Raw genomic sequence first — 26992 nt, forward strand, 5'->3', positions numbered from 1 at the left:
TTTTAATGATAGACTCATTAACGCTTTCGCTGTTCAGTTTTCAAAGAGCATATCGTTCTTTTCTTTCGTCGTTAGCGCTTGTGGCGCCGACCTTTTAAACTATATCAGATCTCCTTTTGAAAATCAAGGGTTATTTTTAGAAGTTCGAAGTTTTTTTCATTCTCTCTAAAATTCCCTTCAAAAGCGACAAGAGTTATCATACCAAGCCGGAAGCAAAAACGCAAGCATTATTACCTAGAATTTTATCCCATCCCCTGTTCATCCAGAGCAGAAAGCAATTCTCCCATAGAATGAATAACAATTCGCGGCATGAAAAGCTCCGGAAGCTCTAATAATAATGGGTTCTTGCACTCCCTCCTCCACTTCTCCAAGCAAAACAAGGGCATTCCGTGATCATTTGCACGCATCTGCGGTTGGAGCTTCAGCAATTCCTCTGGCAAATTTCGCTCAATTAAAATAGAGGTTACATGACTGCGGTTAGCAAGTTGAACGTCATGATCCAAACGATCTCCTACATGAGCAATTACTTCTCCCTGCAGTTTTTCCAAAATAGCTGGATCAGGTTTGCCAGTACCAGCTCGTTCTGGCGTAATGATCTCATCAAAGTATTCCAGCAAGCCTAATGCTTCCATTACTGGTGCCTGAAACTTGTAAAAACCATTAGTGACCACCGCTAAAGAAAAGCCCCGCTTCTTTATCTCCTCGAGCATCTGGAGTATTCCATCCTCGAGCAACTTAACCTTGGGCATTACAGAGTGTTTCCGAACCAGCGATTCAATATCAAGCATTTTTTCTATACTCCATGCATCGCATCTACTAGCGAGGATATCATCCCAATCATACGCGTCTACATAGCGTTTTTGGGACATACGCTGCTCATGCTCGGCTACCATTTCAGAAACAATGTCATGCTCTCTCCCCAATTGAATGGAGATCACACGCGCTATCTCTGGAAATACCCACGCTCCAAACGGGTTTTGCATCAAGGTTCCATCCAGATCAATGCTAATCCAGCGCTTACTCATTTTATCACCTCCGACGTCAGTCCTCCGATAAATTGCTTGGAAGCATTGAAATAGTCAAACATTCCGTGTCGCACTCCCCAAATAGTGTAAGCGCGCCTAACGGAATGGTGCTAAATTTTTCGCTCTTTTAAAAAATCAGCAAGTAAATAAAAAGAGACAGACGATTTGTCTGCCTCTCTTTGAAGAAAACGGCGAGCCGCTTTCTTACATCATGCCCATACCGCCCATGCCACCCATATCTGGCATGCCCATAGGAGCTTTGTTTTCTTCTGGTTTGTCAGCAATTACTGCTTCTGTAGTCAGGAACATAGCCGCTACAGATGCAGCGTTGGACAGAGCGGAGCGAGTAACTTTCGCTGCGTCAACGATACCAGCTTCGAGCATGTTTACATACTCTTCAGTTGCAGCGTTGAAGCCGATGCCCACTGCTTCTTTTTTCAGACGCTCTACGATTACAGAACCTTCGAGTCCTGCGTTCGCAGCGATTTGACGAACTGGCTCTTCCAGGGAACGGAGTACGATTTGTACACCTACAGCCTCTTCGCCACCTACATTGATCGCTTCAACCGCTTTGATTGCATTGATCAAAGTAGTACCACCACCAGGTACGATACCTTCTTCTACTGCTGCGCGAGTAGAGTTCAGAGCGTCCTCGATGCGGAGTTTTTTCTCTTTCAGTTCGGTTTCAGTAGCTGCACCGACTTTGATTACTGCTACACCGCCAGCCAATTTAGCCAGACGCTCTTGCAGTTTTTCACGATCGAAATCGGAAGTAGTATCTTCGATTTGTTGACGGATTTGGGTTACGCGGCCCTCGATGGAAGCCTTGTCGCCAGCACCTTCAACAACAGTTGTGTTTTCTTTTGTAACTACGATTTTGCCAGCGCGACCCAATTGCTCCAGCTTAGTGGATTTCAGGTCCAGACCCAGCTCTTCTGTGATTACTTCGCCGCCAGTCAGAGCAGCGATGTCTTGCAGCATAGCTTTGCGGCGGTCGCCAAAGCCAGGAGCTTTAACCGCTACAGCTGTGAAGGTACCACGCAATTTGTTCACTACGAGAGTAGCGAGCGCTTCGCCTTCAACATCTTCAGCGATGATCAGGAGTGGTTTGCCGCTTTGTACAACTTGCTCCAGTACAGGCAGAACTTCCTGGATGTTGGAGATTTTTTTGTCAGTGATCAGGATGTAAGGGTTGTTCAGAACCGCTTCCATCTTGTCAGTGTCAGTGATCATGTAAGGGGAAGCGTAGCCACGGTCAAATTGCATACCTTCTACTACTTCCAGCTCTGTTACGAATCCTTTGGATTCTTCAACAGTGATTACGCCATCTTTGCCCACTTTTTCCATTGCTTCAGCGATCAGGTTACCTACTTCTGGATCGTCAGCGGAAATAGCAGCTACTTGCGCGATAGAGGATTTGTTCTCAACCGGCTTCGCGATGGATTTGATTTCTTCTACAGCTGCACGAACTGCTTTTTCCATACCGCGACGGATAACCATTGGGTTAGCGCCGGCAGTTACGTTTTTCAGACCTTCACGGATCATAGCTGCAGCAAGTACAGTTGCAGTTGTTGTACCGTCACCAGCGATGTCGTTGGTTTTGGTAGCAACTTCTTTAACCAGTTGCGCACCCATGTTTTCGTAAGCGTCTTCCAGCTCGATTTCTTTCGCGATGGTCACACCGTCGTTGGTGATCAATGGAGAACCGAATTTTTTCTCAAGAACCACGTTACGGCCTTTTGGACCGAGGGTTACTTTAACCGCATTTGCCAAAGTTTCAACACCGCGCAGCATGGAGCGGCGAGCGTCTTCAGAGAATTTGACTTGTTTAGCCATCTAAACTCAACCTCCTGTTATGTGTTTATTCGTTCGACTTCCTATGTTAAGAGCCTTAACCGATGATCGCGAGGATATCGGATTCGCGCAGCACGAGGTATTCGTTGTTGTCTACCTTTACTTCAGTACCAGCGTATTTGGAGAAGATTACTTTATCGCCTTCTTTTACTTCCAAAGCGATGCGCTCACCGTTGTCAGCAACACGGCCAGAACCTACTGCGATTACGCGGCCTTCTTGCGGTTTTTCCTTTGCAGAATCAGGCAAAACGATACCGCTTGCAGTCGTTTCGTCTTTGGAGATAGCTTCGATTACCACACGGTCACCCAATGGCTTAAGCACTAAAAACACCCTCCTCAAAAAATGTAGGTAAACAATATTTCTGTTGTTAGCACTCGACTGTTATGAGTGCTAACACCCAATTCCTATAATAATGAATCACTATGTACTTTGCAAGTAGTTTCCCTCACTTTTTTCCATTTGCAACTGCTTGACTACTCTTCCTCCTATTAAATTGCATTCTCTAGCAAGAAGGTTCTAGTATTCGGACACGCTCATATAAATGAAACATAGAATCAGGCACCTCACCAAGGAGGGAATTGTTCCATGCACAAATGGCTCTGGATTGGCTTAATTGCCCTGGGAGTCTTCGGAATCAGCCGTCTCTTCACTTCGGATACTACTTCCTTTATACGGGTCAATCTTAACCCGGCCTCTATCTATTGGGATGGCCGAGAAATCGTCGCAAGCGAAAAGCCCGGGTACTACATGGAGGAAGGCAAGGAAATACCAGCTTCCCTCGAATACGAAGGAACGCTATATGTACCTCTGTCCATGATCAGTCGCCACTTGAACAAGCCTATCGGGTGGGATGAAGCTTCCCAAAGCGCTTGGGTCGGTCAACCTCCCGTATTCTCCGTTGGACAGCCTGAAAAACAGAATACACCCGATGCAGTCCCTGCCTCTCTGACGATTCCCCAAAAGCCCGCAACCGTCAAACCACCTGCACCACTCGTTCGAGAGGAGAAGCCTAACACGATTTTTGACATCGCTCTCGGCATGTCTACTGAGGAAGTACACAAACGGTTAGGTGAGCCTGCCCGCAAAGAGCCAAGCAGTCTCGGCTATCAATGGTGGGTGTACAATCACGAGCCTGCCCGATACATTCAAGTCGGCATCACAAATGACAAAGTCGTCGATGTGTACTCACTCGCTCCTACAGCAAAGCTCGGAAACATCGGAGTCGGCACCAGCCAGCAATCACTTGAGCGTCAATTGGCTGTACAAAACATTGTTTCTTTCTCTTTTCAGGGGGCACAAATCCAAATAACCAATCAAAAACAGCAACGCCCTCTCGTCATGAAAGATGGCACCCCCTACATTTATTACTTGGACAAGCAGAATGGCAACAAGGTCACTGCTGTACGTATGATGGATACGCAAATGCTGTTGCGCGGCAGTTTTTACGAAACGAAGTGGACCTATCAAGGTCAGGCACCCAATTTTGATCCCCCACCACTTCGAGTTGGCGAACGAGAACAGGTCAATGCTGCATCTGAGCGCCAAATCCTCGATCTGGTCAACGTCGCCCGCTACCGATACAAGCTTCCGCCCCTTCAATGGAATGAAAAGGCTGCCGATGTGGCACGCAAACACAGCATGGACATGGAGAGTAACAATTTCTTCGATCACATCTCTGCGACGACTGGGAGTAATCCATTTGACCGCATGAAAAGTGCCTCTCTCGCTTATAGCATGGCCGGAGAGAATATTGCAGCAGGCTATACGGATGCCATCGAAGTCCATGAGGGCTGGATGAACAGTCCAGGCCATCGCAAAAACGTACTCGAAAAAGGCTTCACCCAATTAGGAGTGGGCGTATATACAGACTACTTCACCCAAACCTTCCTCACTCCCAAGAAATAATCGAAAAGCCCGGTCTCGTCGCTTTTTATGGACGACCGGGCTTGTTCTTGCAAAAGCAAGTGCCACTTTACGGCAATTTCACCTGTTTCCTCAAGTCGTCAACCTTTTCGATAAACTCCACAACGACCGTTTCATATTCCTTCGTATGCAGAATCAGCCACGGACGACGCTCCCCTTTTTTGGGCATGATGACAAACATCTCTGCAATCATCGCATCGAGATTAGCGGATTTTAGCTTTATCGGCTTTGGAGGGACTAGTGGAATTTTTACGATCATGGCGGAATCCAAGGATGGATTAAACTCCAAGACCCGCCCGCTCACACTTTGCAAAATCTGCTTGGCTTCCTCCTGAAAACCTGTTGTATTTTCAAAGCTAGCCACAACGCGCTGCTTGTCCGTATCAAAAAGTTCAATAGGCTCCCCCAATTCAGCGGCATTTGCAGTACTCCCAGAAAAAAGCAACGCCAAACATACGATTAGCCACATATTCAGCACCTCCCGGATCATAACGTCCGTAGTATTTCCCGATTTCTGCCAGAATACAAAAAAAGCCCTCTGTCACTCAGGACAGAAGACCTTTCTCATGCTCGTTATTGAACGGGTTCGTTTGTTTCCAAACCGCCGTATTCTTGTTCCCACGCTTCTTGTTCTTTTAATTGCTTGCGATAAACAATCCGGGATAGCCAAATGCTCAGCTCGTACAAAAGCAGCAAAGGGATGGTCACGAGAATATCACTGACAATCTCTGGAGGCGTCAAGGTAATCCCGACGACAGCCAATGCAAAGTAAGCGTAGCGTCGTGCCTTTGCCAGTCTCATTGGATTAAGGATTCGCAGTCTCGTCAGAAACATAACGATAATCGGCAGTTGGAACAGGATCCCGAACGGAATGACCATATTAAACATGAAGCCAAAGTATTGCGCGATTCCGTAGTTCGGGTCTGCGCCCATCGATGCTGTAATACCGGTCATAAACTGCATGACCATCGGAAAAACGACGTAGTACCCAAACAAGACACCAATGATAAACAAAAAACAAGCCGCCGGGATGAAGTAAAGTGTCCCGCGCTTTTCCTGTTCTTCCAGCCCTGGCGAAACAAAACGCCAAACGTGATAAAGTGCTACAGGCAGTGTAATGACAGCACCCACTAGGAAGGCAACCTGCATGTAAACACGAAGTGCGTCTGACGGATGCAACGAGACAATGGGCACGCCATCCGCAATCGGTTCTTGCTTTAAATAATCCACAAGTGGACCGGCGAGGAAAAAACCGACGATCAATGCGACAATAAACACGGCCAGCACCCATATGATGCGCTTGCGAAGTTCCGTCAGGTGTTCTACCAATGTCATTTCCTGATCCTTCATGGTAACCACCAACCTTACCTGTTACGCGTTCTTCTGCTCTTTTTCCAATTGCAGGCGCTCTTGCTCCAGCTTTTCGCGGATTTCTTTTTCCAAGCGTTCACGTTCTATTTTTTCACGAACCTCGCGTTCCATTTTTTCACGAACTTCGCGTTCAATTCTCTCCCGCTCCGCTGCTTCCTTGTCAGCGACAACCGGCGTTGTTTTGGCAACAGACACTTCTTTGGAAGCTAGCTCCTTGCGCTTTTTCTCCTCATCGTCGTCTTCATCGTCGCTCGTCAGACTGCGGGTAGCATTTTTGAATTCTTTCAAAGTATGACCTACCGCACGCCCCAATTCTGGAAGTTTTTTCGGACCAAAAAGCACCAAGGCTAAAACTAAAATTAAGATTAATCCAGGAATCCCGATTGAGCTCATACGTGTTCACTCCTTTTTCTTGTGAAGTCGTTTGCTTTTCGTTATTTGCCAGTCTAACCAGCTAGCACTTTCGTAAACCACCATATCCGAGTCTTGTCATATCAGAAGCTACAATTCGCTCCCCAGCTAAAATGCGAGGCAAAAATACATCAAAAGAAGTAAACGTTTCATGCATGACCGCTCCCGGCAATCCGAGAATCGGTACTTCGCCTTTGTAAGCAACCATCAGCATGGAGCCCGGCAGCATCGGCGTACCGTAGCGCACTACTTCAGCTCCTACTCCTGCAATCGCTCCAGGCGTGCGGTCATCTGGATCGACAGACATGCCCCCCGTGACCAGGATCAGATCGACCCCTTCATCGAGGAACGATTGAATCTGCTGTTCGATCGCTTCCTTGTCATCTGGCGCAAAACGCTGGTCTACGACAGTAGAGCCAAGAGCTTCCACCTTGTTTCGAATCACAGGACCGAACTTGTCTGCAATCCTGCCAGAGAAAACTTCTCCCCCTGTCGTAACAAGTCCCACTCTTTTATCCTGAAACGTTTTTACTTGTACAATCGGTTCGTCAAACTGTTTGGCCAGTTGCTCCAGCTCGATGATTCGAGACTCTTCCATAATTAACGGGATGATTCTCGTAGCCGCCAATGTATGCCCCGGATGCACGACCTGATCACCATAAATCGTGGAAAACGCAATTCCTTCGAGCTTGTTCAACGCATGGACAGCTTCCTCGTTGATTTTGGCTAAACCTGTTCTTGAAGCCTTCATCGATACTTTGCCCTCATAAGGAGGCGTCAAGGTCAAGCCTGGTCCGGAAACAGCCTTCGCGATACGAATGCCCGCTTCTTCCTCATGGATGTAGCCTTCTGGCATCTCCAGCACGTAAATATGCTCTTTGCCAATGGACAACAGTGGCTCAATATCAGCCTCGGTGACAACATGTCCTTTTTTGAACAAGCGTCCTTTGAATTCTCCAGGCAAAATTTGCGTCATATCGTGAGGAAGCATCATGCCGATCGCTTCACGCACTGGCACTTCCCGCATTTGAGGTTTTTCTACCAATGCAATCCTCCCCAATCTTCGTTTGCTTCTCCCGTTCCTTGCAAAATGTGCAAAGCGTCGGACAGCATATCGCCAATCGCATTGAAACAGATTTCTACGCCTTTCGGATTGCCAGGGAGGTTGATAATCAACGAATTCCCCCTCGTTCCCGCAACTGCACGGGTCAGCATCGCTCGGCGGGATTGCTTCAAACCAGCACGGCGCATTTCTTCAGCTAAGCCTGGGACTGGTCTGTCAATGACCCACGCTGTCACTTCTGGCGTAACGTCACGCGGGCTAAGTCCCGTTCCTCCAGTAACAATCAACAGATCGCATTTTTCGCGGTCTACGAGCTCAATCATATGTTCTTGCAAATCTTCCATATCATCACTAACGGCACGGTATACAGCGACATCTACTTGAAGCCATTCCCTTGTCAGATGACGAACGATTGGCATACGATCGTCCACACGATCTCCTCTGGCAATCGAATCACTTGCAGAAATAACGCCTACCTTCCATTTGCTCACGATACATTCCTCCGGTTTCTCATTCGATAGTATTGTACACTTTTCTGTAAAAAACGTCTCGTCGTTTTTCCTTAGCGGATAGCACCATTCGCGACAGAAGAAGGCATGTAAAAGCTACTGACACAAAACATTCAAAAATGCAGAAGACCTTTTTCGGTGACAACTGCATCTAGCAAAACATCATGAGACTCTAAGGGTACATGCTCCACAACCTGAATAGAGAAGCCAACTCCAACCAAGAACGGGAGCTTTTTCAGCGTTGCCAGAAAGCGATCATAATAACCACCACCATATCCCATACGTCCGCCCTTGCTGTCAAAAGCAACGCCGGGAACAATGATCGCATCCAGGTGTGATACGTCCGCTTCCTCTGCCAGGGCAGGATCTGGCTCCCAAATCCCGTAGACTCCATGCTTTAGCATGTCCGTTCCTGTATACCGATAGGGAATGAGACGTCTCTCGGCAACGTTTGTGAGCGGCAGCCATATGTCTTGGCCTCGCTTTTTTGCCTCATGTAGAAAGGGCAGAATATCCAGTTCATCGCCAAAAGGATGGAAAGCCATAATTGCTTTGGCATCAGCCAGCCTTTCATGAGACAGCAAATGATCGCATACCTCTCTGGAAAGCTGCTCCCGTTCCTTTGCAGACATGGACTTGCGCCTCTCCAAAATATGGCTTCGCAGCTGTTTTTTATTCGTTTTTTGGTCCATGACAACCTCTTCCCTCTTTCGTATCGTGCATGGGACATTCCCACGAGGCTTGTCCCATGCGCTCTCTCTAGGCTACACTGGCATTAGTATATAAAGAGGTGAATCCGATGATTTTGCTACAAGCTGAACATATAGAAAAAACATATGGTATCGAAACCATTCTACAAGACATCTCCCTGCAAATTCAAACCGGGGAAAGGGTTGGTCTGGTTGGCGTAAACGGTGCAGGCAAATCGACTCTAATGAAGATCCTCGCCGGCGAGTTAAGCTACGACAAAGGAATTATCCGCATTCCAAAGGATGTTACACTCGGGTATTTGGCACAAAACAGCGGCCTTGAATCAGAACGATCGATTTGGGATGAGTTGTTGAGTGTTTTTTCCCATCTACAAAAGGAAGAGCTGGAGCTTCGTGAGCTCGAAGCCAAAATGGGCGATCCCGCTATTCTCGCTGATGAGAAGCGTTACCAGCAACTGTTAGAAAATTACTCCCACCGCTCGGAGGCCTTTAAGGAAAAAGGCGGATACAGCTACGAGGGGGCGATTCGTGGGGTCTTGCACGGTCTGCGCTTTGCTGACTTCGATTACACGACGCCGATCCGCACATTGAGCGGCGGCCAAAAGACTCGTCTGGCATTAGCCAAGCTGTTGCTCCAATCCCCTACCATTCTCCTGCTGGATGAGCCGACGAACTACCTGGACATCGAGACATTGACTTGGCTGGAGACGTATTTGCAAAACTACCAGGGTGCCATTCTCGTAGTTTCCCATGACCGTTACTTTCTGGACAAGCTCGTGACCGTGGTATATGAAATCGAACGGACACGCGCTACCCGCTATGTCGGTAACTACAGCCGCTTCCTCGATGAAAAGGCGGCTCGTCTCGAACAGGATTTGAAGCGATTCGAAAAGCAACAGGAAGAGATCGCCAAGCTGGAGGATTTCATCGCGCGAAACATTGCTCGAGCTACGACGACCAAACGAGCGCAAAGCCGACGGAAGACATTGGAAAAGATAGACCGATTGGACAAGCCAATCATGAACAACAAATCCGTCCACTTCTCTTTTGATGTAGCGAAAATGAGCGGTACTATTGTGATGAAAGCAAACAACGTCGCGATTGGTTACCCGGATGCTGTCCTTTCTCAGGGTCTAACGTTTGAAATCGAGCGCGAAGAGCGTGTGGCCTTGGTCGGTCCCAATGGTATCGGGAAATCGACACTGTTAAAAACGATCGTGGAACAGTTGCCTAAGCTACGCGGCGATATTCATTTCGGGAGCAATGTAACGATTGGGTACTACGACCAGGAGCATCGTAACCTGAACGAACGGAATACAGTGCTCGGCGAAATTTGGGATGAATATCCGAATATGTTGGAAAAGGAAGTCCGTACCCTGCTCGGCAACTTTTTGTTTAGCGGTGATGATGTACAAAAGAAGATCAGCGACCTGTCTGGTGGAGAGCGTGCACGTGTCTCTCTGGCAAAGCTCATGCTGAAGCAAGCAAACCTCCTGATCTTCGACGAGCCGACGAACCATTTGGATATTTTCAGCAAGGAAGTGCTCGAGAATGCCCTCTACGATTATCCGGGTACGATCCTGTTCGTCTCCCATGACCGTTACTTCTTAAACAAGATTGCCACCCGCGTCCTAGAGCTGACAGGTGATGGCGTGACCAGCTATTTGGGTAACTATGATTACTTCGTGGAGAAAAAGCAGGAATTGGAAGAGCTCGCAGCCGAACAAGCAGCGTTGCCCGCAAAAAAACAAGGCGGTACCGCAGCGGCACAGCCTGAGAAATCATCTTATGAGCTGGATAAGGAAGCAAAACGTCGCGAGCGTCAACGTCAGCGCCGGTTGGAAGAGATTGAGGTCACGATCCAAAAACGAGAGGCTGACATTGTCAAATGGGAAGAAGAGCTCTGTCTCCCGGAAATTTATAGTGATCATGTACAGGCAAAAGAACGAAACGATCAAATCCATGCTGCCAAAGAAGAATTGGAGCAGTTGTATGACGAGTGGAGCGCGCTATCAGAAGAGTAGTCCCGTCTTCACGTAGAACAGCGCTCTTGTGCAGGCTCCTCCAAGGCGGCATAGAGGGCAGGAACCACCAGAAAGGTAATGCAGGTAGCTGCTGTGACGATGCCTGAGTCATTGAGAAACAGCCCAGCCAGTGCACCCACAATGACACCAGCAAAGCCTTTAACCAAGTATGGCGTGTCCTTCGCCAGATGGTGCAAAAAGCGATCGTTTTTCAAGGTGAGAACGCCTAGAGCAATCAGGGAGACGACAAATGCTTTGCTCCAAATGGAAACGCGAATCAAGCGGAGATTCATCGCCAGCTTGCGTTCAATCATCTGCCCTACCTCGGACCATTCCCCATGTACAATCTGCTCGGAAAGACGTCCGACATGAGTCAAGGGTTGATCTGACATGAGACTGATCGCCATCAAACCGCATACACCCATAACCAGGCCGCCTGCCAACAGCAGGAGGCCTTTTTTGCCAATTCGCCAGCCCTCAAGCCGTGACAATGCCACGGTAAATCCGATCAGCCCGGCAAGAAAACCGCCTGCGTCCGTTCCTAGGCTCGGTGCCACTATGTAATAAAGCACGACACTGTATATGGCTGCGGAGACAGCAGGCAACCACTTCTGTTCCCGACGTAGCTCCTTTTGTCCTCCGGTCATTCTCTCGTATAGCGAAGCCACAAGCATGATCGTGCTGCCGATCAGGACCCCTTCGTATTCATTTCCTAGCCCGTAAAACCTCGCTCCGATTACCGGATCATACCCGAGGTACGATTGCCGCATCAAATGAGCACCAGTCCATCCGTCCAGCAGCAGAATGGCTGTCGTCACTCCGCTAACTGTCATCACGATTCGCTGGAGAGCGTGGGTTTCCTGCCAAAAAGCTGCGATCAAGGCAGTCATGATGAGCCCTCCCAAGACAATCGCGCCGGAAACCTGCCAGTCGAGCAGGCTCTCCGCCAAAAGCAATGCGGGAAACCATAATAAAGCCAGCAGCGCAAGTCGTATTCCTCTACGAAGCCGCAAAAGTCCTGACCCTTCTCTCTTCCTCCCAAACCACCAAAGGACAACCGCACACCCTACAATGACAATCTGTAGCATGACGTAGGTGTAGAGCACTGCTGGCCTTGTCGCATATGTATGATGAATCTTGCCTACCTGATTCTGAAGGGCAGTGAGACCATTCCCTTTTTCGATACGTATGACATGACCAGCCAACCCTTTTGGTACGGGTACGTCCAGCCAAGACAGTATAGTTGGCACCATATCGAGTCCACTGACTAATCCCGACTGCCTCGTGGTAGCGGAGGTCAAAACTCCATTCGCTTTCTCTCCCCAAATGAACACGGGAGTTAAGAGAGTCTTTTCTTTTGTCGCCACATGATTAACGGCTGGTGATGCCAATACAATGCGTTGATGTGGTTTACGTTTCTCAAGGAGTTGGTCAAGGAAAAAGGACAAGTCACGTAAAGCGCGCTGATACTGCTGGGTAAACTGGCCTTGGTCCATATCCGCACTCAACTGGTATAACCGGTTTAAATCTGAGAGCTGAGCAATAATCAAGCCCGCTTGATGTTCGCTGTGGATTTTCTCAAGCAGGTACGTGTAGTTTGTCTTGATCCCGTACGGATAGCCACGAAGGAGCTGCATGCTTTTTGCCGAAATGTCCCCTGTCGGAACCCTTCCTTGCTGATCCATCGCAAACAGAACGGCATGTCTCTGTCGGATATCCTCAAAGTCACCGTTTCCGTATAAAGCGACCTGAATGTTGTTTGCAGCAAGCACGGTCCCAAGAAGCCCGATTTGCGCAGAATATGGTTTCTCCCGATTATCTGCCAAGAGCCGGAAAATACCCGGAAAAATGATAGAGGAACGCGCCACCTCCTGCGCTTCATCACCGCCTAGCTCTTGCGCCCTTTCACCGGCTGTTTCTCTGGACGAGAGCGCCTCAAACGGATGATAGCCTGTCCCGCTCTTTTCAGAGTAAAGCGCTTGACCGCCGCTCCCCATGAGCAGGTAGCCGTTTGCGGTCGTACGCGTTCCGGGTGTTCTTATGGACAGAGCCCCAGCTCCTGCGCCATCCAACCATTTATCCACAGTAGATAACTTTTTGAGCTGCTCCAGATCATGAAACGACATCCCCTCCACAAACAGCATGATGACCTGCTGTTTTTCCTTTGCTACCAATGTTTTTCCTATATTTGTAGCTAGAAACAATATCAGGAACGACAAGCAAATCAGCGCGAGTTTCTTTCTCACGAGACTCCCTCCTGTTGATAACTCGACTTTTTTATCCACATTTTCCACAGAACAATCCACAGAGTATATGCGGTTTTCCCGGTCATTTTCTCGTGTTATCACCAGTATTCACAGGAGTACATGTGAACAATCCAGAAAGTTATCCTATGATGTGGATAAATCGGCGGACAGTCAAATTCTTATGGGAATAGGCCGAAGCGTAGACTGGAAATGCGCTTCTTCCCCCCACCGACAGCCGCTCGTTTAAACAAACAAAAAAGCATCTCCGATTCAACCTCAGAGATGCTTTTCATCCATTCACTCTATTGCTCTGAAAGCGACAGGCTTGGGACTCCGTTCAAATCAAGCCCCTCAAACTGTCCTTTTTCATACTTGATAAAACCTGCTGCCCCAATCATCGCAGCGTTGTCTGTGCATAGCGAGAACGGGGGAATCACAAGAGGAATTCCTTCTGTCTCGCACCTTGCCTGCAACCGCTCACGCAATCCGCGATTCGCCGCAACGCCCCCAGCCAGCAATACCTGCTTCGCTCCATGCGAACGGGCTGCCCGAATCGTCTTTTCTACGAGCACTTCTGTTACAGAGTCTTGGAAGCTCGCCGCCAGATTCGCCGGTTCGATCGTTTCTCCTCGCTGTGCTGCATTGTGCAAGGTATTGAGCACAGCTGATTTCAAGCCACTGAAGCTGAAGTCGTAGGAATCTGGCTCCAGCCATGAACGAGGGAGCGGTACATTTGCCTCCCCTTCATGCGCGAGGCGATCAATATGAGGTCCGCCTGGATATGGCATATTTAGCGCTCGTGCTACTTTGTCGTAGGCTTCCCCTGCAGCGTCGTCGCGCGTTTCCCCCAAAATCTCGAACTGACCATGCTCCTTCATCCAGACAAGCTCCGTATGCCCGCCCGATACGACGAGTGCGATCAGCGGAAACTCCATTTCTTGCACCAGACGATTCGCATAAATATGACCCGCGATATGATGGACTCCAATTAACGGGATGCCTCTGGCCATGGAAATGGCTTTTGCTGCTGCCACGCCAACTAACAGGGCTCCGACAAGTCCAGGCCCGTACGTCACCGCAATTGCCTGGATGTCATCCAACGTTTTCCCAGCCTCGGTCAGAGCCTCTTCGATGGTAAGCGTAATATTCTCTACATGTCTGCGAGAAGCCACCTCGGGCACGACTCCGCCAAACCTTTTATGGATATCGGCTTGGGAAGCGATGACGTTCGACAGAACCTCTCGGCCATCAAGAATGACAGCAGCAGATGTCTCGTCGCAGCTTGTTTCAATTCCTAAAATATAAGTAGGAGCACCTGATTCCTTGTGTGCTTCGTATTTTTGCTGTATGCGCTTCTCGTAGCGCGACGTATACGTCTTGTTCATTACAATGTCACCCACATAATGATTGCGTCCTCATTGTTATCCGAATAATATCTCTTGCGTCGCCCATGCTCTTTAAAGCCGAGCTTGATATACATGTTCCGCGCGACTGTGTTCGAAGGTCGAACTTCCAGCGTCATGCTATGGGCACCCTGCAGCTTGGCAACACCCATCATTTTGATCATCAGCGCCAATCCAACCTTTTTTCCACGATAGAGTGGATGGACGGCGATATTTGTAATATGTGCCTCATCGATCACGATCCACATGCCGCAGTAAGCGATAATTCTATTTTGGTGAGCGACGACTACATAGCGTGCATTTGGATTTCTCGTCAGCTCGTTGACAAATGCATCATGCGGCCATGGAGTTGTAAAAGCCAAGCGCTCCAGCTCTGCCACAGCCCCAACGTCCTGCATCGTCATATAACGATATTCCAAATCGATTGGTTGACTCATGCTTTTACTCCTTTACGGCCCCCGCCTGCTTTTGGGCAAGCCACTTCGCTTCTGCTTCTGCCAGTTGCAAATACTCCGGAACTAGTTCATGCGCATTTCCGCCGTCTTGAAGCTTGCGCAGTGCCACATAGCCGATATGGGCAGCACGCGGGTGATTGAACGCTGGAGAAGCAAATTGCGCCTGATCCCCGAGCTCTTGTACAATCGTCTCCCGATGTAGCCTGACATCTTCACCCAAGAACAAGATCGGCTCTCCTTGCGCCAGGTCTCGCAACAGTGGCAGCCATTCTCGCAGCAGGATGATTTGTTCTGTGGACTGCGCCCGTACCGCCTCCATGCCTTCGGAACGATAACAGCCGGTATACACTTGACCTCTGCGCGCATCGAACAGCGGGACAATCAATCCAGAGAAGCCTGTGGCATTCATGGCGATTACCTCCAGACTGGATACACCGATAACCGGCACATTCAGTGACCAAGCCATGCTCTTCGCAGAAGCTACGCCGATTCTCACGCCCGTGTAGGAGCCCGGTCCGTTTGCCACCCCGAAGCCGCTGAGTTCCTCTGGCGCTGTTCCTGTTGCATCGAGCAGTTCACTGACGCAATCCATCAGACGCACGGAATGGTTTTTTTGCTGGTTCGTCGTCATTTCGGCCAAGACTCGCTCTTCCTCTACCACAGCTACACTTAGCACCAGATTCGATGTATCAATCGCCAGTACGCGCATCAAAATCAAACTCCTCACACAATTTCACATAACGATTCCCTTGAGGAACCAGCTCGATCATTCGCTGTTCCTCTCCTTCTCTACGCAGGAAGACGGTCATCCGATCTGTCGGCAGGACATCCTCGATCAAAGAGGCCCACTCTACGACACAGACACCTTCGCCAAAAAAGTAATCGTCCAGACCAAGAGAGTCTGGATCATCGCCTACCCGGTAGACATCCATATGATAAAGCGGCAAGCGCCCCTGATATTCTTTTATGATAGTAAAGGTCGGACTGTTCACTACTTGTCGGACTCCTAGTCCTTTGGCCAACCCCTGGGTAAAAGTCGTCTTGCCCGCTCCCAGATCTCCCTCCATCGCGAGGAAGTCACCTGGTTCAAGCAGACTTGCCAGTTGCTCGGCAAAGCGCTGCGTCTCCTGCGCTCCCGTGAGCCTCCATGTATAGCTCATCTCTTTCATCCACTCCTAAAATGGTTGAATCCCGCTTTGGGCAACGGGAGCTGTTGATCATCGCGCTGAAGCATCAATTCTGGTTCATGCCTTTTTTCTACCACCTCACCGATGACAGTAAACGGTACACCACTAGCTGCAAATTGCTTGCTTACGGCTTCGTAGTGACTTTTCGCAAGCGTTCCGACCAATTGATAATCTTCACCGCCATAAAAAGCCCATTCCAGCGGATCTTTCTCTACGTGCCGTGCATACTCCCGAACTTCGTCATGGATCGGTACCGTTGCAGCATCAACCAAAATCGATACGCCACTGGCTTCAGCAATCTCCCACAGCTCTGAGGCAAGTCCATCACTTACATCATTCAGCGCACTGCATGCCCCTGATTCCAGCAGCAGTCTGCCCGCCTTTATTTGGGCAACGGGACGCTGATGGGCATCCATCAATGTCTCCCAAGATGCAGAGACGCCTTTTTCAGCAGTCTCGCCTTGCAGGAGAAGATGTAGTCCTGCTGCGGAAGTTCCGACATGCCCTGTAACAAAAACAAGCTGTCCAGGCTTTGCTTGTGAGCGGCGAATGGCGCGCCCTTTTTCTACCTCACCCAGTACGGTAACACTAAGGTGTAGGGCATCAGGCGCAGAAACGGTATCGCCACCAATGACACGAACTCCATATGCCTGACAAGCCTCGTAAATACCTTCATAGATTTGCTGGCATTCGTCAGGCGTCCATTGCGGACTTACCGCGATACTGACAAGCGCATACCGGGCAACCCCGCCCATCGCTGCTACATCGCTCACATTGCTGATAACAGCCTTATATCCGATATCACTAGGATTCATCGTTTTCTTCAAAAAATGAACCGTCTCCACCATCGCATCGCAGCAGGCCACGACTTCCATTTCTGGCGGTGGGGAGAAGACAGCGGCATCATCCCCTATCCCGACGGTCAAACCGTTCCCTTCCTGCCCCGCAGAACGACTCGTCCATTGCCGGATCAGGGAAAATTCGTCGTGTGCCACTTCAAACGCTCCTTTTCTTAGCGGAAAACATTTTTCGTCTGTTCATTATACCCCTGCTGTCAAAAGACGCGCAAGAAAGCCAACGCCTCTGGCTATTCACATCGTTAGCTCACGCAACAGCAGCTTTCCTTTGCAACGCCCGCAACGATAGCGGCTCGGATTCATCTTTCGTTTGCGTTTATAGCTCATGCCACATTCCTTGCAAACCAACTCGTAGCGATAAGGCAGGGTCGTCCGGCCACTTCCTACCTGTTGACAGTATCGGCTTCCCCCCACGTGACGCAGAAGCAGTTGAAAATCCGGATCAGCGTGACGATACCCTCTCTTTTCTATGTGCAAATGATAATGGCAAAGCTCATGCTTAATGATCGCAATCAATTCCTCTACCCCATGCTCCTGCAAATGCTTCGGGTTCAATTCAATGTCATGCGAGCGCAGCAAGTACCTTCCGCCAGTCGTGCGCAATCTGCTGTTAAAGCGGGCCTGATGGCGAAAGGGCTTGGCAAAAAATTCGCTGGATATTTGCTCTACCAGCATTTGCAGTTCCGTATCGGTCATCTCATCTCCTCCGCTTCCTTCTTTTCACCATAGCAGTTCCAGTTGAAAAGTTCCAGACAGATAGGCTACACTGAGTGCAAATAAACGGTCATTTAGACAGAATGGTGGAGGAGCTCATGCGCTATTTGTTGTTGCAGTCCAGTGACGGACTACAGTTTGTCTCGTTGCCCGAAACGCATATGTACCAATTAATCGCTCTATTGAAACGACTTTACAAGGAAATTGACAAATTGACGATCACAGAGCGTCCAGAATTACCTACGGTTCTGGCAGACTGTGCAGATGTGGAACGGTTAGGAAACGAGCTTTCAATCGTGGATGGTTTGGCGTACGTCAGTGGTCTGGAGCGCCGTTTCGCTGCCTTACAAGAAACCGAGTATCCGCTCATCTCTTTATTAACAGAGATTCGTGCCTTGCAAGCCCAATTGGAGTATTTACACGAAGAAGAAGCGTAAATGAAAATTCTAGGCACCTCCTGCTCGTCTTGGCGCATACATTGCCTATAGACGAATCTCTCCAGGAGGTACTTTCATGCCACAATGGATGCGCAGGCAGTTGCAACGTGCCTTTAATGGGAAGGACGTTCGCCAAATCCGTGTGCTCAACAGTTGCTGGTTTTTATATTTAGAAAAAAATGGCGGCCGCCCTGACTGACAGGAGGCCGCCTTTTAGTTCTTTCTTATCCTTCTGTTGGAGCGATCATGGTCATCCCTACACGCTGACGTTTTTCGTCAATTTCTACTACCCATACATCTACGATATCGCCAACAGTCACCACTTCAAGCGGATGCTTCACAAAACCCTTCTTCAAACGGGAAATGTGCACAAGTCCGTCGTTTTTCAGACCGATATCCACAAACGCTCCAAAGTCAACCACGTTGCGCACAGTACCTTGCAGCTTCATGCCCACACTCAGATCAGAGAGCTGGAGGACATCACTTCGCAAGAGTGGTTTTGGCAGCTCGTCTCGCGGATCTCGACCAGGACGCAAGAGACTGTCTACAATGTCTTGCAGCGTAGGCTCGCCAATCCCGAGCTTCGCAGCAGTCTCTTTTACATCTAAAGACTGTACGCGTTCCTTGCAGTTCTCACTGCCGATCTCCTGAGCGCTAATGCCCAACATCGACAGTAGCTGGTGAGTCGCCTCGTACGATTCCGGGTGAATCGGTGTTTTATCCAGTGGATTCGCTCCATCCATCACGCGCAGAAATCCGATACACTGCTCGTACGTTTTGGCGCCCAAGCGAGGAACCGCCTTAAGCTGAGAGCGCTCCGTGAACATCCCGATCTCTTCCCGTTTTTTCACGATATTCCCCGCCACTTGACGGCTGATCCCTGATACATACTGCAAGAGAGAAGGAGAAGCCGTATTCACATCTACCCCGACATGGTTTACGGCAGACTCAACCACAAACTGCAGACTGTCTGCCAGTCTCGATTGGGAAACATCGTGCTGGTACTGACCAACTCCGACGGACTTTGGATCGATTTTGACCAACTCAGCGAGCGGGTCTTGCAAACGTCGTGCGATCGATGCCGCACTTCGCTCTGCTACATCCAGGTCCGGGAATTCTTCCTTGGCCAAGGCCGATGCAGAATACACGGATGCTCCTGCCTCGTTCACGATGATGTACATTACCTCTCGTTTCAGCTCTTTCAGTAGCGTGGCAATGAACTGTTCTGTCTCGCGCGAAGCAGTACCGTTCCCAATCGCGACAACCGTAACCCCATAGGTTTCGATCATCTGCTTCACTTTCACTGTGGCTTCTGCCACTTTATTGGCCGGAGGAGTCGGATAAACGACGGCAACCTCGAGCAGTTTCCCGGTTTCGTCTACAACAGCGAGCTTACAGCCTGTCCGAAACGCCGGATCTACCCCAAGGACGACTTTGCCTTTTACAGGCGGTTGGAGCAGTAAATTGCGCAGGTTTTCTGCAAAGATGTGAATAGCACGTTCCTCGGCTGCCTCTGTCAGCTCGGCGCGCACCTCTCGTTCAATAGAAGGGGCGATCAGGCGCTTATACGCGTCCTCGACTGTCACTGTCAGCAAATCGCGGGCAACTGTATCACGCGGAATGGTGCGTTTTTGCATCCAAGCCAAAATCTCTGCGACAGGCGCTTCAATGGAAACCTTCAAAATGCCTTCGTTTTCTCCCCGATTAATAGCCAGTACCCGATGGGGAACGACCTTTTTCAGAGGCTCACTATATGCGTAATACATTTGGTATACATTTTTCTCGTCTGCTTCTTCGGCTTTTTGCTCAGTCAAAAGCAATCCCTTTTGCACGGAGCGTTGACGAACCCACTGGCGAATTTCCGGGTCATCAGACAGAAGTTCCGCCACGATGTCCATTGCTCCTTGCAGAGCTTGCTCAGTTGTCTCGACGCCTTTTTCCGGGTTGATATATGGTTTTGCTTCTTCTTCCGGATTCCCGGTTTTCGGTAAGCTCATGAGGTAGTTGGCAAGTGGCTCTAGTCCCTTCTCCTTAGCCATGGTTGCACGCGTGCGGCGTTTTTGGCGGTAAGGGCGGTACAAGTCCTCTACCTCTTGCAGCTTTGTCGCACGCTCAATAGCTGCGCGCAGCTCGTCCGTCAGCTTGCCTTGCTCATCGATGAGCCGAACGACTTCTTCCTTCCGCACTGACAGGTTGCGTAAATAGCGAACGCGTTCCTCAATCGCTCGAATTTGTGTTTCATCTAGCTGCCCCGTCATTTCTTTGCGGTAGCGGGCAATAAAAGGAACCGTGTTTCCTTCATCCAGGAGGGCAACCGTGCGCTCCACCTGGTGAGGTTTGACACCCGTATCTTGGGCGATTGTCTGGATCATCAACGTAAGCTCCATACCTGTCCTCCTGCGCTCATTCTTCGTCGTTTATTGTACCACATTTGCTAACAAGGACTGGAAAAAGGAAAGAAAAAAGAGGAGCCATTTGGCCCCTCTACGTCGCGGTTTCCAGCTGTTCCACTCTCAATGCTTCTCTCAGCTTGCCCAACGCCCTGCGCTGAAGGCGGGATATATGCATCTGCGACATCCCCATGATGTCCCCCGCTTGCTTCTGACTCAAATTTTGATAAAAAGTTAATTGAATGATTTCTTTTTCACGGTGATCCAAAATTTGCAGGGCCCGCTCCAGCATCAGATTCTGCTCGACTGCTCCGTACCCTTCTTCCGTCGTCCCTACTAGGTCGAGTAAAGAAATGGTGTTGCCGTCCAGATCCGCTTCCAGCTCACTGTCCATAGAGAGAGAATGATAGCTGCGCCCCATCTCCAATGTCTCTAGAATCGCTTCCTCTGAAACGCCGAGGCTGTTGGCAATGTCCGCAATTTGGGGAGAACGCTGTAGCTTGATCGTAAGCTCGTCGACCACTCGTTTGATCTTGGGACTCAGTTCCTTTACCCTGCGCGGAACATAGACACTCCATGTCTTGTCCCGAATATAGCGCTTAATCTCCCCCACGATAGTCGGTATCGCAAAGCTCTCAAATGTCCGTTCAAAGCTAGGGTCGAACCGACGAAAGGAAGCAAGCAGGCCGATTAATCCGACTTGCACGAGGTCTTCATACATGACTTGTCCGCGAACAAACTTCTTCGCTAACGATTCCACAAGAGGAGTATAGGCCCTCACCAGTTGTTCCTGTATCGTAGGATCTTTTGTTTCACCATACAGGTGGATGAGCTCCTTCAACTCCTCTGGACTATATTTCTGCTTCCGAGATTGTCCAGTCATTGCCAGCCACCCCATCCTGCCGAACATACTTGGTCATGGAGACTACTACTCCTGATTCAGAGCGAGTCTCCACCTCATCCATAAGCGTGTGAATGAGATAGAGCCCAAGCCCGCCCTCATCCAAATCCTCAAGGCTTTTCCCTGCATAAATCGGCGTCAGTTGCTCAGCAATGAGCTCATTCGAAAATCCAACGCCCTGATCGCTTACCTCGATCATCAACCGATCCTCATAAACGTGGCATTGGATATGAATGGAGCCAGGATTCTCTGTTTCCTTGTATGCATGTCTTACTACATTCGTGCATGCTTCTCCGACGGCAAGCTTGATATCCTCAATCTCTTCATAAGAAAAGCCCATACGGTTGGCTATACCGGATACAGTCAGACGTACAACTCCCAAATACTCCGCCTTACTTGGCAGAGTCAATTGAATCACGTCTGCCTGAGGTCGATTTGGACCCATTACTCGCTCTCTCCTTTGCGGATGGCAATATGATCGTATAAGCCAGTGATGCGAAATAGCCTTTCCACACGCGGAGACATTTTGTGCACCTCAAATGTTCTATTTCTTTGGAAGCACTCTTTCATAATCCCGATGAAAATTCCGATTCCGGTACTGTCCATGTATTCTACTGCTTCCAAATCAACCGTAATGTGATTGATGTCCGGCTTGGTGACGAGTGACATGAGTGTTTCCTTTACTTTCGGTGCTGTAAAAGCATCAATATCTCCACCAAGGACCACTCGGTGCTCAGTTTCAAGGCTCGTTGTCTGAATTAGCAGGTCCATCTGCGTCTCCCCCCGTACGTTGCTTAAGTTCTTCGAAGTACAATCATGGTGTAATCATCCAGCAGGTTAAACTGGGAGAGCAGAAGCAGTCTATTGTACAGGCCGTTTGCCATCTTTTGGGCAGATTCGCCAACCTCTTTTTGCAAATGGTGTACAAGCTCTTCCCTTTGCAAATAATATCGGTTATTTTTGCATTCTGTTACACCATCCGTCAGAAGAATCAGAACATCATTTATTTCTAAACAAATCTCCTGAACCTCGTATTCACTGTTTGGGCATAAACCGAGTGCGTTCCCTCGTCCTTCAAGATCGTAAAACTTTCCTTCGGCCGACCGATACAAAAATCCTGGCTCGTGTCCTGCCATGGCATAACGGAAACAGTGCTTCTTCGAGTCGTAACTGCCAAACATCATCGTCACAAACATGCTCGGATCAATGTTTCTTCCCACGATCCGGTTTAAATGGTGCAGCATTTCATCGGGACCCAGCTCCATTTGTCCAAGGCTGTCTAGCCCATATTTCACCATCGACATACACATCGCAGCAGGCATTCCTTTTCCGGTAATGTCTGCTATGGCGACACCAAAACGCCCTTCACTTTGCTCAATGAAGTCGTAATAGTCGCCCGAGATTTGTTTCGCAGCAATACTCACTACGCCAATCTCCAGTTCTGAATAGACTGGAACCTCACTTGGCAAAAGTGATTGCTGCATCGCTTTCGCCACGGCTATTTCTGATTCCATTTGCTGATGGCGATTGCGCCAGCTATTCACGGATCGGTGCTCGTTCCCATATTCAATCATGACCTCTGTCAAAATGGAGAAGGAGGAGCGCACAAACTCTGGCACTTCCCCGAGCTGCTCAAGCGCTTGCGCGTGCAAATCAGTTATTTCTTCTGGTGAAATATCTTGAGAAAGCATCCATTTGCCCAACTGCTGGGCTCCATAAAGCTGGTCCTCCTCTTGAGCACTCAGGTAATCCCGAAGAATTTTTACATACTCTTCTCGGAAGCTCCGGGTTACCATCTATCTCATTCCTCCTTTGCTTGATCGCTCCACTTCACAACAACAACACGCGTTCCTTCCCCCAGGGTACTGTGGATCTCAAATTCATCCATCATGCGCCTGACACCCGGCAATCCGGCTCCGAGGGCACCCGAAGTCGAATAGCCATCATCTAATGCCTGGCGAATATCAGGAATCCCTGGACCGTTGTCATTTGCTGTTATTTGCAAGCCGATCATTCCTTCGCGCTCAATCGGCGAAATGATGATCGTCCCCGCGCCCGCATACAAATAAATGTTGCGAGCTAATTCAGAGATTGACGTGGCGATGCGGGACTGCGTGATCGTGCCAAAGCCAAACAACTTCGACATATTTCGCCCCACTTGCCGCGCCGTCACGATGTCTGATTCTTTTTCTATATTGATTGTCTCAGGAGAATAGTCTGCCACAACCAAAAAAACCCCTTCCGCCTCGCTTGGTAGGTAGAAATGAGTTTTTTCTCTACCTCGAAAAATAAATCATATTGTGTCACATTTTGTCTTATATTCTCTTTTCGAACAGTTCGATGTACACCCACGAAATCCCTGCAAATTTGACAGCAAAAAACCACTTGCTTCACTCAAGTGGCTTTTCCTATCAAATAATCTGATCTTTTTTCACACGTTAAAAATCAATGAGTCCTAAACTGATTTGCAAGGATTCATTAACCCGATCCATCATCTCGTCATCGAGATGCGTAATTTTATCAGTTAGACGTTGTTTGTCAATGGTTCGTATTTGTTCCAACAGAATAACGGAGTCACGATCAAATCCATAAGTTTTTGCGTCAATTTCCACATGCGTAGGCAGCTTCGCCTTTTGAATCTGCGCTGTAATGGCTGCGACGATGACCGTCGGACTAAATCGATTTCCAATGTCGTTTTGAATGACTAAAACAGGCCGTACGCCTCCTTGCTCAGAGCCAACGACCGGGGACAGGTCCGCGAAAAACACATCGCCACGTTTGACAATCACCAGTCACACCCCGCTAACTAAGCGGACAAGAGTATGGTCAGCCTCTTGTTCAGCGCCAAAAGCCTCCGATGCCATATTCAGATTGATCTTCGCCATCTCCATGTACCCTTTTTGCATGGTCTCACGGATTGTACGTTTTTTTCGCTCTTTCAAATACAAATGCATCGCTTGACGAATAAACTCGCTGCGATTGGATTTTTCCTTTTGAATAACGCCATCCACTTCCTGAAGCAAGTGTTGTGGCAAGCTGATCATGATGCGTTTCGTGTTTGACTTCGACAAGACAAATCCACCTCCAACCATGACCGTAACTTCCATCCGCTATGCTGGTTCTAGAAAGAACAGCCAATATGAACAATACCATTATGTCGAATCCATTGCAAAAATATACCTACTGTGCGCTTTTTCGGTGAGAAAACGTGAGTGTAAACAATCCAAAGGTACAGGTGAAGACTTCGTTTACCCAAAAAAGCCAGCTTTTTCGCTTAACTAGTATTCGTGTTCCACGGGAAAATTCCTGCTGATTTTCCCTGCTAGATATTTACATTTTCATGGGACGAGTGCTTCATCGTCAATGGGTGAAATACGTCCGTTACCTTCTGGTCGCGCAAATAAAGGCGCGGAATTCGGTAATTCAGCATACAAGGAACCTCGTAATTGATTGTTCCCAGCAAATCGGCAATTTCATCCAAGGAGATTTCCTCATCACCCTGCTTACCATACAAGACGACCTCATCATTGACCGCTGCTTCTGTCGAATTCAGGCTGACCATGATTTGGTCCATGCAAACTCTGCCTGCAATCGGGTAGCGCGTGCCATTGTACAACACCTCTCCGCGGTTGGACAAAAGGCGAGAATAGCCATCTGCGTATCCAATCGGCAGCGTTGCAATCCACTCATCCGGCTGTGCTGTATGCGTAGCACCATAGCTAACGGTAAATGGCTCATCTGCCTTCTTCACGTGGGCAATTCTAGTCTTGAGCGACAGCGCGGGGGCAAGAATAACATCCGCACGTTCTTTCATGTACAAAGAAGGATACAATCCGTATAAACCTATGCCTAAACGAATCGTATCATACCCCCAATCGGGAAATGCGATAGCCGCAGCCGTATTGCAGCAATGAACGGTCGGCAATGTTTTATCTGCTTCACGCAGTGCTTGCAAAAAGGATTGAAACAAGTCGTGTTGTCGTCGCACATGGGTTGTATCTGGTTCATCCGCGCAGGCAAAATGCGTAAAAATGCCTGTCCACTTAAGCTTCGAGCATTCTTCAAGGGCACCTACAACCGCAAGCAAATCTTCCTTTGTCTGAACGCCCAAACGTCCCATCCCCGTATCGGTCTTCACATGAATCCCGACAGGTTTGTGATCGTTTTTCTGAAGAATGTCGTTCGCTTCCGTGATCCATTCGACGCTGTAAGCAGTTAACTCCACTTCCAGCTCGCTTGCAGTGACAATGGACTCGACAGGTGTGTATCCCAACACTAAAATCGGTGCTGTGATCCCTGCCCTCCGCAAAATAAGCGCTTCATCGAGCAATGCGACTGCAAGTGAATCTGCACCGCTTGCCAACGCTTCTTTTCCAACATGGACAGCGCCATGACCATACCCGTCTGCTTTCACAACAGCCATAATACCCGTTTTTTCTGGCAAATGGCGTTTGAATGTCTCGAGGTTCGCCCGGATGGCATCCAAATCAACCTCTACCCAAGTGTCACGACAAAACGATTTCATTCCTATCTCCTCTTGTTCCCTTTTTTATAGTAAAACAAGCGTTCATTCAAATGACTGAGAAATTGCCTAGAAACCATCAAGGATTCCTTTTTGCCGCCTACGAGATAAAAATGACGGCCTTCATAAATTTGCTCGACTTCAGATAGCGGGTAGCTCTTTTCCTGTCCTGACAAGGAGATAATCAGGTGGGTCTTGGTCAGCTTGTACACCGGACGCAATACCGATTTGTACATAAACGGAGACAATCCAACAACAGCAATGGCAATGGCGAAAACAAGGACCTTGAATCTCGTGTCATTGGTCGGGAAAAATTGAGCGAGAATCATCATCCCCAGAACAAACATGACAGTCTCGTTAATGCGCATTTTCCAGCTTTTTCGCAGGAGCATGTCTTTGTAGGTCGATGCTTCCTGGTACAAAACTTCGTTAGACGGTTTCTTCATGTAAAGCATGCCACCTCATTCAATAAGTTACTCTGAATGTATCGTGTTTTCCCGCTGTGTGTCAATTCGCGGATTGTCCTTTCACCTCATTCGCACGTTGGTTTTTATGTGCAAATCGACGCACATCGACCAATCCCTAGAAAATAGAAAAGCAGATGGGAGTAACTCCCACCTGCCTGACTTTTCTACATGGTTTCCTTCTGGTCCTTTTTCTCTTTTTCATGTCTTGGGAAAACGACTTTTTCAAAGCTGCCATCCACCATCTTTTGCACCATCGCAGTCAATTCCTCGCTGCGCTTGTCAGCTTGCTCCTGTGTGAGCTTGCCTGCCTTAACTGCTTCTTTTAGCTTGGTTTCGTGCTGACCTACCAAGAGCTTGATAACGTCATCCACTTCTACGCCTTGCTCCTTGGCGATAGTCGCCAACGATTTTCCTGCTTTTTGCTCTTCTTTCAGCTTGTCTGCATCCAGCTTGAGGAGGGACAGCAGTTCTTCATTTTTCTCGATACCCATTCCTTTACCTGGTCCACGTCCATGATGCGTA

At 48.8% G+C, this 26992-nt stretch carries 30 protein-coding genes and 1 pseudogene; 4 read left to right on the forward strand and 27 right to left on the reverse strand.

Annotated elements, in window-relative coordinates; all coding sequences use genetic code 11:
• Nucleotides 1-242 precede the first annotated feature (242 nt).
• From HP401_RS27880 to groES, 3 genes are all read right to left on the reverse strand, one after another.
• Nucleotides 243-1025 (reverse strand): HAD family hydrolase, encoded by a 783-nt coding sequence (locus HP401_RS27880; RefSeq protein ID WP_173607396.1) that lies wholly within the window; start codon nucleotides 1023-1025, stop codon nucleotides 243-245.
• Between the two features lie 204 nt (nucleotides 1026-1229).
• Nucleotides 1230-2861 (reverse strand): chaperonin GroEL, encoded by a 1632-nt coding sequence (groL, locus tag HP401_RS27885; protein WP_017246591.1) that lies wholly within the window; start codon nucleotides 2859-2861, stop codon nucleotides 1230-1232.
• 55 nt (nucleotides 2862-2916) lie between these two features.
• Entirely contained in the window at nucleotides 2917-3201 is a 285-nt protein-coding gene (gene groES, locus HP401_RS27890; RefSeq protein WP_012684268.1) for a co-chaperone GroES, read from the reverse strand.
• A 264-nt stretch (nucleotides 3202-3465) separates the two neighbouring features.
• Between groES and HP401_RS27895 the strand changes: the two genes are divergently transcribed.
• A complete protein-coding gene (locus tag HP401_RS27895; RefSeq protein ID WP_173607397.1) occupies nucleotides 3466-4785 on the forward strand; it encodes a CAP-associated domain-containing protein in 1320 nt (439 codons plus the stop codon).
• A gap of 67 nt (nucleotides 4786-4852) precedes the next feature.
• On the opposite strand, the gene HP401_RS27900 is transcribed toward HP401_RS27895, so the two are convergent.
• From HP401_RS27900 to HP401_RS27925, 6 genes are all read right to left on the reverse strand, one after another.
• A complete protein-coding gene (locus tag HP401_RS27900; RefSeq protein WP_173607398.1) occupies nucleotides 4853-5272 on the reverse strand; it encodes a hypothetical protein in 420 nt (139 codons plus the stop codon).
• 104 nt (nucleotides 5273-5376) lie between these two features.
• On the reverse strand, nucleotides 5377-6153 hold the full coding sequence (gene tatC / locus HP401_RS27905) for a twin-arginine translocase subunit TatC (RefSeq protein ID WP_087345491.1): 777 nt from the start codon (nucleotides 6151-6153) through the stop codon (nucleotides 5377-5379).
• Between the two features lie 21 nt (nucleotides 6154-6174).
• Nucleotides 6175-6567, reverse strand: a complete 393-nt coding sequence (gene tatA, locus HP401_RS27910) for a twin-arginine translocase TatA/TatE family subunit (RefSeq protein ID WP_012684264.1) — start codon at nucleotides 6565-6567, stop codon at nucleotides 6175-6177.
• Nucleotides 6568-6628: 61 nt separating this feature from the next.
• Nucleotides 6629-7630 carry a molybdopterin-binding protein gene (locus HP401_RS27915; RefSeq protein ID WP_173607399.1) on the reverse strand — a complete coding sequence of 334 codons (1002 nt, stop codon included), beginning with the start codon at nucleotides 7628-7630 and terminating at the stop codon, nucleotides 6629-6631.
• A complete protein-coding gene (locus HP401_RS27920) occupies nucleotides 7624-8139 on the reverse strand; it encodes a MogA/MoaB family molybdenum cofactor biosynthesis protein (RefSeq protein ID WP_012684262.1) in 516 nt (171 codons plus the stop codon). The genes HP401_RS27915 and HP401_RS27920 overlap by 7 nt, the downstream gene beginning before the upstream one ends.
• A gap of 131 nt (nucleotides 8140-8270) precedes the next feature.
• Nucleotides 8271-8849, reverse strand: a complete 579-nt coding sequence (locus HP401_RS27925; protein ID WP_173607400.1) for a 5-formyltetrahydrofolate cyclo-ligase — start codon at nucleotides 8847-8849, stop codon at nucleotides 8271-8273.
• Between the two features lie 107 nt (nucleotides 8850-8956).
• Here HP401_RS27925 and HP401_RS27930 point away from each other — a divergent pair, with 107 nt between their 5' ends.
• The gene (locus HP401_RS27930) at nucleotides 8957-10891 is read left to right on the forward strand and encodes an ABC-F family ATP-binding cassette domain-containing protein (RefSeq protein WP_173607401.1); all 1935 of its coding nucleotides are present in this window, start codon (nucleotides 8957-8959) and stop codon (nucleotides 10889-10891) included.
• Nucleotides 10892-10899: 8 nt separating this feature from the next.
• Here the strand turns inward: HP401_RS27930 and HP401_RS27935 are convergent, their stop codons facing one another.
• From HP401_RS27935 to HP401_RS27965, 7 genes are all read right to left on the reverse strand, one after another.
• Nucleotides 10900-13137, reverse strand: a complete 2238-nt coding sequence (locus HP401_RS27935; protein ID WP_173607402.1) for a hypothetical protein — start codon at nucleotides 13135-13137, stop codon at nucleotides 10900-10902.
• Between the two features lie 302 nt (nucleotides 13138-13439).
• On the reverse strand, nucleotides 13440-14522 hold the full coding sequence (gene tsaD, locus HP401_RS27940) for a tRNA (adenosine(37)-N6)-threonylcarbamoyltransferase complex transferase subunit TsaD (protein WP_173607403.1): 1083 nt from the start codon (nucleotides 14520-14522) through the stop codon (nucleotides 13440-13442).
• Nucleotides 14522-14977, reverse strand: coding sequence for a ribosomal protein S18-alanine N-acetyltransferase (gene rimI / locus HP401_RS27945; RefSeq protein WP_012684257.1), 456 nt, complete (start codon nucleotides 14975-14977; stop codon nucleotides 14522-14524). The genes tsaD and rimI overlap by 1 nt, the downstream gene beginning before the upstream one ends.
• A 4-nt stretch (nucleotides 14978-14981) precedes the next feature.
• On the reverse strand, nucleotides 14982-15704 hold the full coding sequence (gene tsaB, locus HP401_RS27950; RefSeq protein ID WP_087345503.1) for a tRNA (adenosine(37)-N6)-threonylcarbamoyltransferase complex dimerization subunit type 1 TsaB: 723 nt from the start codon (nucleotides 15702-15704) through the stop codon (nucleotides 14982-14984).
• Entirely contained in the window at nucleotides 15685-16155 is a 471-nt protein-coding gene (gene tsaE / locus HP401_RS27955; RefSeq protein WP_007721055.1) for a tRNA (adenosine(37)-N6)-threonylcarbamoyltransferase complex ATPase subunit type 1 TsaE, read from the reverse strand. The genes tsaB and tsaE overlap by 20 nt, the downstream gene beginning before the upstream one ends.
• A 5-nt stretch (nucleotides 16156-16160) precedes the next feature.
• Complete coding sequence (gene thiL / locus HP401_RS27960) at nucleotides 16161-17177, reverse strand: thiamine-phosphate kinase (RefSeq protein WP_173607404.1); 1017 nt, start codon at nucleotides 17175-17177, stop codon at nucleotides 16161-16163.
• A 96-nt stretch (nucleotides 17178-17273) separates the two neighbouring features.
• Nucleotides 17274-17735: a SprT family protein gene (locus tag HP401_RS27965; protein WP_173607405.1), complete on the reverse strand. Its 462-nt coding sequence runs from the start codon at nucleotides 17733-17735 to the stop codon at nucleotides 17274-17276.
• Between the two features lie 116 nt (nucleotides 17736-17851).
• On the opposite strand from HP401_RS27965, the gene HP401_RS27970 reads away from it, so the two are divergent.
• Together HP401_RS27970 and cmpA are read left to right on the forward strand one after the other, a co-directional pair.
• Nucleotides 17852-18190, forward strand: a complete 339-nt coding sequence (locus HP401_RS27970; RefSeq protein ID WP_173607406.1) for a hydrolase/acyltransferase — start codon at nucleotides 17852-17854, stop codon at nucleotides 18188-18190.
• A 76-nt stretch (nucleotides 18191-18266) separates the two neighbouring features.
• Complete coding sequence (gene cmpA / locus HP401_RS27975; protein WP_012684250.1) at nucleotides 18267-18389, forward strand: cortex morphogenetic protein CmpA; 123 nt, start codon at nucleotides 18267-18269, stop codon at nucleotides 18387-18389.
• Between the two features lie 25 nt (nucleotides 18390-18414).
• On the opposite strand, the gene HP401_RS27980 is transcribed toward cmpA, so the two are convergent.
• The 11 genes and pseudogenes from HP401_RS27980 to HP401_RS28030 all read right to left on the reverse strand — a co-directional run.
• Complete coding sequence (locus HP401_RS27980; RefSeq protein WP_173607407.1) at nucleotides 18415-20577, reverse strand: Tex family protein; 2163 nt, start codon at nucleotides 20575-20577, stop codon at nucleotides 18415-18417.
• A 97-nt stretch (nucleotides 20578-20674) separates the two neighbouring features.
• Nucleotides 20675-21463, reverse strand: coding sequence for an RNA polymerase sigma factor SigB (sigB, locus tag HP401_RS27985; protein WP_172142754.1), 789 nt, complete (start codon nucleotides 21461-21463; stop codon nucleotides 20675-20677).
• A complete protein-coding gene (gene rsbW, locus HP401_RS27990) occupies nucleotides 21432-21926 on the reverse strand; it encodes an anti-sigma B factor RsbW (protein WP_173607408.1) in 495 nt (164 codons plus the stop codon). The genes sigB and rsbW overlap by 32 nt, the downstream gene beginning before the upstream one ends.
• Entirely contained in the window at nucleotides 21926-22252 is a 327-nt protein-coding gene (locus HP401_RS27995) for an anti-sigma factor antagonist (RefSeq protein WP_012684246.1), read from the reverse strand. The genes rsbW and HP401_RS27995 overlap by 1 nt, the downstream gene beginning before the upstream one ends.
• Before the next feature lie 23 nt (nucleotides 22253-22275).
• The gene (locus HP401_RS28000) at nucleotides 22276-23277 is read right to left on the reverse strand and encodes a PP2C family protein-serine/threonine phosphatase (RefSeq protein WP_173607409.1); all 1002 of its coding nucleotides are present in this window, start codon (nucleotides 23275-23277) and stop codon (nucleotides 22276-22278) included.
• A 5-nt stretch (nucleotides 23278-23282) separates the two neighbouring features.
• Entirely contained in the window at nucleotides 23283-23627 is a 345-nt protein-coding gene (locus HP401_RS28005) for an anti-sigma regulatory factor (protein ID WP_254457213.1), read from the reverse strand.
• 292 nt (nucleotides 23628-23919) lie between these two features.
• Nucleotides 23920-24270 (reverse strand): type II toxin-antitoxin system PemK/MazF family toxin, encoded by a 351-nt coding sequence (locus tag HP401_RS28010; RefSeq protein WP_005830205.1) that lies wholly within the window; start codon nucleotides 24268-24270, stop codon nucleotides 23920-23922.
• A 3-nt stretch (nucleotides 24271-24273) separates the two neighbouring features.
• Nucleotides 24274-24573, reverse strand: a complete 300-nt coding sequence (locus HP401_RS28015) for a CopG family ribbon-helix-helix protein (RefSeq protein WP_016740787.1) — start codon at nucleotides 24571-24573, stop codon at nucleotides 24274-24276.
• Between the two features lie 230 nt (nucleotides 24574-24803).
• Nucleotides 24804-26006, reverse strand: coding sequence for an alanine racemase (gene alr / locus HP401_RS28020; RefSeq protein WP_173607411.1), 1203 nt, complete (start codon nucleotides 26004-26006; stop codon nucleotides 24804-24806).
• A 2-nt stretch (nucleotides 26007-26008) separates the two neighbouring features.
• Nucleotides 26009-26449, reverse strand: coding sequence for a hypothetical protein (locus tag HP401_RS28025; RefSeq protein ID WP_012684242.1), 441 nt, complete (start codon nucleotides 26447-26449; stop codon nucleotides 26009-26011).
• Nucleotides 26450-26634: 185 nt separating this feature from the next.
• A pseudogene (locus HP401_RS28030) lies at nucleotides 26635-26992 on the reverse strand (hypothetical protein); the annotation flags it as partial.

The sequence above is a fragment of the Brevibacillus sp. HB2.2 genome (assembly GCF_013284275.1).
Classification (GTDB): Bacteria; Bacillota; Bacilli; order Brevibacillales; family Brevibacillaceae; genus Brevibacillus; species Brevibacillus brevis_D.